This is a genomic window from Ferruginibacter sp., from assembly GCF_031430955.1.
Classification (GTDB): Bacteria; Bacteroidota; Bacteroidia; order Chitinophagales; family Chitinophagaceae; genus Ferruginibacter.
The window spans coordinates 1-8,145 of sequence record NZ_JANPCM010000567.1; the positions used below are offsets into that span (position 1 = coordinate 1).

The following is an 8,145-nucleotide window of genomic DNA, read 5'->3' on the forward strand; positions in this document are numbered from 1 at the left end:
AAAAAGCAATTACACCAAAAACTAAAGGCATTGTTATTTGCAATCCTAATAATCCTACGGGATATTTATACAGCGCTGCTGAAATGGAAGTGCTGAAGCAGATCATCATCAAACACAATTTATATTTATTTGCAGATGAGGCTTACCGTGAGTTTTGTTACGAAGGTACCCATACCAGCGCCATGCATTTAACAGGTGTGGATGATAATGTTATTTTAATGGACACCATCAGTAAAAGATACAGTGCCTGTGGCGGCCGCATTGGTGCTTTTGTTACAAAAAATAAAAATCTTTTAGCCGCCACGATGAAATTTGCACAGGCAAGATTAAGCCCGCCATCCTTTGCACAAATTTTAGGCGAAGCCGCAGTTGATTTACCCGATGATTATTTTGATACCACCAAAGCTGAATATAAATTACGCAGGGATACCATTGTAAAAAGATTAAATAATATACCCGGAGTTTTTTGCCCCAATCCCGGTGGCGCTTTTTATGCCATGGCAAAATTACCTATTGATGACAGTGATAAATTTTGCCAGTGGCTGTTAGAATCTTTCTCTTACAACAACAAAACAGTAATGCTTGCACCGGCAACAGGTTTTTATGGTACACCAGGTTTAGGCAAACAGGAAGTGCGTTTGGCTTATGTACTTAATACCAATGATATTAATGCCGCAATGGATTGTTTGGAAAAAGCGCTGCAGGAATATACGGGAAGGGTTTAATTTTTTTGGAACGGACATTTATACTTTTGTCAACATCGTTGCGTCGCACTCTTGTACGGCATATCCTTGTTGAACTTTTACCTAAGCGTAGATGGAAGCGAATGTTTCGTGGAGGCACAAACAAGGCAAAGGAAGAAAGGAAAATAAAAATATTTTAAGGAAAGCGTTTTTTAAACTCTTCTTTTACTTTTTCTAAATGCGCAATAAATTCTTTAGCTCCTTTGGTAGCATCGTATCCATAACCACCCTGCACTAATAATTTTCCATCGCCATCTACAAAAACATAATTGGGCTGGCCGCTTGCCTGTATTAATTCTGCCTGCAGGTCTTCATTTTTGTCCCCCACAGTTTCTATAGTTGAATTCAGTAATTTAGAAAACCGCTTTTCAGTATCTGGCAATTCTTCATTGTAGTCACAGAATAATGAAGCTACAATAAAATCATTTTTCATTCTTTGCCCAACGCCATTATCAATCCATATTTTAGATTCAAACTCACGGCAATTAACACACTGTATGCCGGTAAAGTCCAGCATAACTGGTTTTTTTAAAATTTTTGCAGCTGCCAATGCTTCGTTGTAATCGTAATAAACAGTAAGGTTATTTTGTATGGCAGCAAGTGGCTCATATTTTTTTAATTTAGTCACATACTTTTGCGGAGGCGTTGCAGCACTATTTATTTCACTGATTGAAACTGAATTACCTCCGCCACCATTCGCAATAAAATCCTGTGTTCCCATTGGCGGCACAAATGCTGAGATTGCTTTAAGCGGTGCTCCCCAAAGCCCCGGCACTAAATACAATGCAAAAGATAAAGAAGCAATAGCCAGCATTAATCTTGGCACAGAAACATAAGGCTGATCAAAATCGTTTTTAGGAGTTTCACTATCGTGTTTAAATTTAATCTTCCCTAAAAGATAAATACCAAGTAATACAAAAATAACTACCCATAAAACAATAAATACTTCACGGTCTAAAATACGCCAGCCTTTATCTAAATCGGCATTGCTTAAAAACTTTAATGCCAATGCCAATTCTAAAAATCCCAACACTACTTTTAAAGCATTTTGCCAGCCACCACTTTTACCGAGGCTGCTTAACAATGCCGGAAAAAAAGCAAATACAGCAAATGGTAATGCCAGCCCCAAACCAAAACCCAGCATTCCCACAATGGGTGCCAGCTTACCGGCAGCAGTTGAAAGCCCCAATAAAGAAGCTACAAAATTTCCGGTGCAACTGAATGATACCACCACCAGTGTTAGTGCCATAAAGAAAATTCCGGAATAACTTCCAATACCTGCTTTACTATCAATTTTATTTGACCATGAAGAAGGTAAATTAATTTCAAAAGCCCCTAAAAATGAAATGCCAAAAAGTATAAATAATGCAAAAAGAAAAACATTAAAAATCCAGTTGGTAGATAAATTATTTAAAGCATTTTTAGGCAGCACAGTTGCAACTAATGCGCCAACGATTGTATAAATAAGTATGATGCAAAAAGAATAGAATAAAGCATTAAACTTTCCCTGTGCTTTAGTTTTACTTCGCTTGGTAAAAAAACTAACAGTAATGGGAACCAATGCATAAACACAGGGTGTTAAAAAACCTATCAGCCCGGCTGCAATGCCTGCAAATAATAAACCCCACAATGATCCGGAATTTATTTTACTGTTACCTGCATCGGCAATTGCTGCATTGTCATTTGCATCAGCAGTATTATATTGAAACTGCATAGAAATACGCTGCTCACCCGATTCTAAACTTTCCCCTTTTTTATAATAGTAATTTATATTGCCAATAATACGGGTGCTGTCGCCTTTATTTAATTGTATTTTTTGCAGCCATTCAACTGAATCGGTGAAGTATTTTATTGTGGCATTATTTAATGCTGCATCGGTGGTGGTTTTTAAAACCCCATTTTCTTTTATGCTGTCTTTCAAAAATATTTTTGCTGCAGTATCAAAACTAATAATCGTATTTACAGGTAAATCGTCTCCAATTTTTTGGATAGAGAAAAGCTGCACTCCGGCCGCTGGCTTTGCAGTTATTTTTAATTGGTATTCTCCGTTGCCGGTTTTTACTTTATCAAAACTAAACTGCACAGGTTGTTTATCCTGTGCAGTTGAAAAAAGCGATAGAAAAATTAAGTTTACAAAAAGCAGCAGCCTGTATTTTATCATTTTTTAAAATTAGCTTTTCAATTTAATGCGATATTGAATTTTTCGGTAGTAGGCGGCATACAGGTTCTATCATTACAAATCATCGATTCTATTTCGCCACTTACATTTGTTTTTATTTTAGCCTTAACAGTTACTATTTGCACAAAATCAACCTTGCCCTGAAAGTATTTTACATTCACTTTAAAATTATTATCAAAATAATTTACCAATTTACCTGTTTCTTTTACCTTTCCCGATCTGCCAACAAGTGCATTAGTATTAAACTTAAATGTGGTAGGTACAGGGCCGCCATCGGGAGTATTTTGAGAATAGATATGCCATCCAACAGGAGGAGTAGCAATCATGTGTAATTCGTATTTATTACCTGCTAATTTTTTGGCAGAATAGGTCCAGGTAATTTTTGTTCCCTGTGCATCAGCCACTCCAATAAACATCACCAGTACAATTGCAAAAAATATTTTTTTCATCTTTTATTTTTATTATACAAAATTATCAATAAGACCTTTAATAACCTGTCGGGTATTGTACACTTACCCCTTTTAACATTAATTTATCCCAAACAGGTGGTTAAACACATTTTTTCCGTCTTCATTATTTAATATGCTGCTGGTGGCCCTTTCAGGATGTGGCATCATACCATATACGTTTCTTTCTTTATTACAGATTCCTGCAATGTTGTGTATTGCACCGTTGGGGTTGGCTTCTTTTGTTATTTTTCCTTCTTCATCGCAATAACGGTAAATGATCTGGCGGTGCATTTCAAGCTCTTCTAAAGTTTTAGTGTTAGCAAAATACCTGCCTTCGCCGTGAGCTACCGGAATTTTTAATGCCTGGCAACTTTCTGATGCAGCTTCTTTCATAAAAATATTTTTGCAAACAAATTGTTGCTGGCTGTTGCGTAATAAAACACCTGGCAACAATCCGCTTTCGCATAAAATTTGAAAGCCATTACAAACACCTAATACTTTACCGCCTTTGTTGGCAAACTCTATTACACTTTGCATCATGGGGCTAAAACGGGCAATGGCACCGCAGCGCAAATAATCGCCGTAACTAAAACCGCCGGGTAATACAATACAATCATCTGTGGTAAACATACTAAGGTCTTTATCTTTATGCCAAAGCTGAATTACCTGCTGCTGCAAATCGTTTTTAAGCGATTCCATCATATCTCTGTCGCAATTACTGCCGGGAAAAACTACTACGCCAAACTTCATGTACTGGTATATTTAAGTTACAAATGTAAAACAATATCGAATATCGAATTTACGAATATGGAATGTGTGGAAATACCAGCTCTTTTAACTTGCAAGAGGTTACATATTTGAGCTACATTCGACATTCGAAATTTACAAATTCGAAATTTTTAATTTACAAAATAGCTGATAGCAATTACAAAAGCCACCATTATCCAGTGCAGCACCAGCGGAATTGATTTTTTTGCCGGGTACAAAAATGCTGCTCCTAAAAGTGCAGATAGCGGCACAGCACATAAAATCCAGTATTCAAATGCGTGGGTGGCATTAATAAACGGCACAAATACAGCTACCACAATGTATAAAAAAATAAGGCTCCAGCTTTTACGGGTTTGTATTAATTGGCGCCTGAAGTTTTGCTGAACATAAAAAAGCCCTGCAACAGCTGTAATTATTACAGTTATTATAGCAACAAGCGACCAGGTGGTTTGATTAAATTTTGGGCTTGTAATGGCAAAACCGGGAAACTGGTAGCCTTTTAAATTGCCGGTTAAAAACGCAATAGCCAGTAAAAAATAATAAGGGGTGATGATACCCAGTAAAGCTATTAACCACTCCGATAATTGAAAGGGCCGTATTAATGCTAAACCAAAAATAATTAATGCAGCAAATGCCAGCGATGGAAAATAAAAAAATGTACAAATACCAATGGCAAAACCAATATTAAAGAGCGATGTTTTAGGATTAGCATCGTTGTACAAACCACTCATACGTGCCCAAACCCAAATTAAAAGAGAGTTGATGATCAGCGGTGCCGAGAGTACATTCCATTCTGCAAATAATGAAGTAACCAGCATATAACTCATGCCTGTTAAGTAATTATTTTTTTGCATCAGCCTTAATTCGTTGGCTAATTTATTAAATGAAACAGCCTGGCTGTATAATAAAATAAAAGCCATTACGCCATAAATTATGGGAAAGGTGGTTCCAAACGGTTGTAACCATTTTAATAGAGCTTTGTATAAAAATCCATCTGTTTGCTGTGGCAGCGGAATGGCAGGATGCAAAAATACAGGCAGCTTAAGCAATATGCCATAAACAAGCAACAGAAAAGTATTGTAAGGATTGTTGGCTTTAAAAGTGCCTGTCACAAATAATTAATTAATGAATAATGCTTTGCAAAGGTGGTTAATTATTGCAATCAATAAAAAGATTTTTTAGCCGGTACTGAATATATTAAAAATCTACTTTGGCAAAACAAATATAACTCCTGTAAACACAGGGGATAATTAACTGGCTTGCACCAACCTGCTTGCTTAAACGTGTCATAAACTGGTATCCTTTTTCCTGGCTTTTTAAAGTGGGATTACGGGTTATTTGCCCTGTGGGTGAAATGCTGTGATTGGCAATTATTTGATTCCTGTTTTTATCATCATTAAACAAAAAATGTATTTCGCCGCCGCTGTTCATTGTAGCGAAGGATAAAAAATTATCGTTATCATCATCAAACTGATCTTTATGAATTGTTTTGCTCCAGTCTATTTTTCCTGTTTTATCGGCACTTAATATTAAAATGTTAGCATAATAATATCTTGTGCTTTGGTTGTTATTAAAACTGCTTAATGGCCTGTAATAACCATAATATGGATTATAATAGTAATTGGAATAAGGGCTGTAATAATAATTGTTTAAATAATCCCATCGGTTCCATTGGTTATTATTGTTGCTGCGGCCCTGGGTGGAATAATCTTCTGCTGTAAGTAAAAAGCCCCCATCTTTTTTCACTACAACCTGCCGTATAAATAAATCATCAAGTGCAAAACGCAACTGCCCGGAAGTTTTTACTTCGTCCCTTAATGAATCGACTAAAACGGTAAAAGCATGCGTAAAAGTTTTTGCATTCGGTTTATCCCATACATAAGTAAACAACCCTTCTATACTGCCCCTGTTTTTTTTATAGTAAAACGAATTGATAATATACCGCTGGTTAAGGTTGTCAATTTTTAATTTTACTTCATCAATGTAATTTTTTTCCATTTCAATTTCATGATAAGCAAAGGTATCCTGCTGCGGCTCTTTTATTACCAGGCTTAAACGGTTGCTGTTATCCCTGTTGCCAGTTCGGCTGTCTTTTGTAAAAACAAAGTTGCCTTCATTATCCAGTAAAAAATTATCGTAATTATCCCTGCGTTCTTCAAACGATAGCGACTGACGGTTTTTATTAGCTATCAATTTTAAATCGTTGTTAAACAAAAGGGTTACAATATTAAATTTTTCATTTTTTTTATGAATTTTAAAAATCATTATTTTTTGTTTGTCCTCGCTGTTTATGGCAGTGTAAATTTTATTATCGGCAAGTATAGAAATTTGTGTGGTATCCAGTTCTATTGGCTCTGCCAGTTTTTTTGCATTACCGTCCATTTTTACTGCCATGCAGTGTACAATATTTTTTTTCTGAAACTGGTATATCATGTAAAAGTGGTTAGGATAAGTAACAAAATCTACATTAAAAGTTTTATCAGGAATAAAATCCAGTTTAATGGTTTCCTTTATCTTCATATCATCGCCAAAAATATTGATCTTATGGCGCCAGCGTATATTTTTATACACCAAAAAGTTGCCATTCATTTTACCGATAATTTCAAAATTAATATCCCTGCTGTCTTCCTGCTCAAAATCGGAATAGGTTACCCGCTGGCTAAATAGTGCCACCGGTAATATGAATAATACTATGATACTAAAAATTAAATTTTTCATGAGACCAATCTTTCCATTAAAATTACGAATTAAAAATCAATAGCGTTAAATTACATGAGGTATGATTATGCCATCCATCAAAATCTGTTATTCAAACATTTATCCCGAAATTTTAAACAAGATGTGAAATATTTTGTTTTTACACAAACCATAAAATTATTTTATTCATGCAAACAGTATTAATCAGCGGGGGCACGGGGTTAGTGGGCAAAGCCTTAACCAAACTATTAAATGCAAAAGGTTATGAGGTAATAATACTAAGCAGGCAGTTGCCGGCTGCTAACGGGCAGTTACCCGACACTACTATCAGCTATGCAAAATGGGACGTAAAACAACAGCAAATGGATATTGAAGCACTGCAAAAAGCCGATTATATTATTCACCTTGCTGGTGCAGGAGTTATGGAAAAAAAATGGACCGAAGAATATAAAAAAGAAATTGTAAGCAGCAGAACAGAAAGTGCAAAGCTGATAGTGGAAAGCTTAAAACAAAACCACAATAAAGTAAAAGCTGTTATTAGTGCCAGCGCTATTGGTTATTATGGCGAAGATAAAAAGGATGGTAAATTTTTTACAGAAGATGACCCGGCTGATAATAATTTTTTAGGAGAAACCTGCAAACTTTGGGAAGAAAGTATAACACCGGTAACTGCTTTAAACAAAAGATTGGTAAAATTAAGAATTGGTATTGTATTGAGTAAAAGTGGCGGGGCATTAAAAGAATTTATTGCCCCTCTTAAACTGGGAGTTGCTGCAATTTTAGGTAATGGCAAACAAATGATAAGCTGGATACATATTGATGATTTGTGCAGGTTATTTTTATCTGCTGTAGAAAACGAAAACATGAATGGTGTTTACAATGCCGTGGCACCGGCCCCTGTAAATAATAAAACATTAACGCTAACGCTTGCAAAAAAAATGAAGCGTCTATTTTATATTCCCATTTATGTACCGGTTTTTATTTTAAAGATACTGCTGGGCAACAGGAGTATAGAAATATTAAAAAGTGCAACCGTTAGCTGTAAAAAAATTATAGCCGCAGGTTTTGATTTTAAATTTGAAAATATTGATGGGGCATTGGAAGATTTGGTGAAGAAATAAATTATGTTTTTAAATCTGTTTTACGGAAATAACTAACAATAATATAAAAATAGGCAGCAATGTAGGCAGCTGCTGCAATCAGCAATGTATAATCAGCAACCGTTCGTCTTTCCATAATTTTTGGTTTAAAAGGGTTGGGCACTAAAGAATCAACTGCTTCTAAAGGCATAAAATAACCAACCTGGCTG

At 35.6% G+C, this 8,145-nt stretch carries 7 protein-coding genes and 1 pseudogene; 2 read left to right on the forward strand and 6 right to left on the reverse strand.

The window, feature by feature from the left end; translation table 11 throughout:
* Window positions 1–725: aminotransferase class I/II-fold pyridoxal phosphate-dependent enzyme (locus ACY65O_RS16180; protein WP_462221900.1), on the forward strand; the 725-nt coding region annotated here is incomplete at its 5' end.
* A 154-nt stretch (window positions 726–879) separates the two neighbouring features.
* Here ACY65O_RS16180 and ACY65O_RS16185 read toward each other — a convergent pair.
* The 5 genes from ACY65O_RS16185 to ACY65O_RS16205 form a co-directional block, all read right to left on the reverse strand.
* On the reverse strand, window positions 880–2,904 hold the full coding sequence (locus ACY65O_RS16185; RefSeq protein ID WP_462221901.1) for a protein-disulfide reductase DsbD family protein: 2,025 nt from the start codon (window positions 2,902–2,904) through the stop codon (window positions 880–882).
* A gap of 17 nt (window positions 2,905–2,921) precedes the next feature.
* Complete coding sequence (locus ACY65O_RS16190) at window positions 2,922–3,371, reverse strand: protein-disulfide reductase DsbD domain-containing protein (RefSeq protein ID WP_462221902.1); 450 nt, start codon at window positions 3,369–3,371, stop codon at window positions 2,922–2,924.
* Window positions 3,372–3,449: 78 nt separating this feature from the next.
* Window positions 3,450–4,121, reverse strand: a complete 672-nt coding sequence (gene purQ, locus ACY65O_RS16195; RefSeq protein ID WP_462221903.1) for a phosphoribosylformylglycinamidine synthase subunit PurQ — start codon at window positions 4,119–4,121, stop codon at window positions 3,450–3,452.
* 149 nt (window positions 4,122–4,270) lie between these two features.
* On the reverse strand, window positions 4,271–5,251 hold the full coding sequence (locus tag ACY65O_RS16200; protein ID WP_462221904.1) for a DUF6427 family protein: 981 nt from the start codon (window positions 5,249–5,251) through the stop codon (window positions 4,271–4,273).
* A gap of 85 nt (window positions 5,252–5,336) precedes the next feature.
* A complete protein-coding gene (locus ACY65O_RS16205) occupies window positions 5,337–6,857 on the reverse strand; it encodes a hypothetical protein (protein ID WP_462221905.1) in 1,521 nt (506 codons plus the stop codon).
* Window positions 6,858–7,024: 167 nt separating this feature from the next.
* Between ACY65O_RS16205 and ACY65O_RS16210 the strand changes: the two genes are divergently transcribed.
* Window positions 7,025–7,957, forward strand: a complete 933-nt coding sequence (locus ACY65O_RS16210) for a TIGR01777 family oxidoreductase (protein ID WP_462221906.1) — start codon at window positions 7,025–7,027, stop codon at window positions 7,955–7,957.
* Window position 7,958: 1 nt separating this feature from the next.
* Here ACY65O_RS16210 and ACY65O_RS16215 read toward each other — a convergent pair.
* Window positions 7,959–8,145, reverse strand: a pseudogene (locus ACY65O_RS16215) (ABC transporter permease); the annotation flags it as partial.

Bases quoted from the DNA above. Each gene is read 5' to 3' on its own strand.
- ACY65O_RS16185 (WP_462221901.1), bottom strand. From the start codon at position 2,904: ATGATAAAATACAGGCTGCTGCTTTTTGTAAACTTAATTTTTCTATCG.
- ACY65O_RS16190 (WP_462221902.1), bottom strand. From the start codon at position 3,371: ATGAAAAAAATATTTTTTGCAATTGTACTGGTGATGTTTATTGGAGTG.
- purQ (WP_462221903.1), bottom strand. From the start codon at position 4,121: ATGAAGTTTGGCGTAGTAGTTTTTCCCGGCAGTAATTGCGACAGAGAT.
- ACY65O_RS16205 (WP_462221905.1), bottom strand. From the start codon at position 6,857: ATGAAAAATTTAATTTTTAGTATCATAGTATTATTCATATTACCGGTG.
- ACY65O_RS16210 (WP_462221906.1), top strand. From the start codon at position 7,025: ATGCAAACAGTATTAATCAGCGGGGGCACGGGGTTAGTGGGCAAAGCC.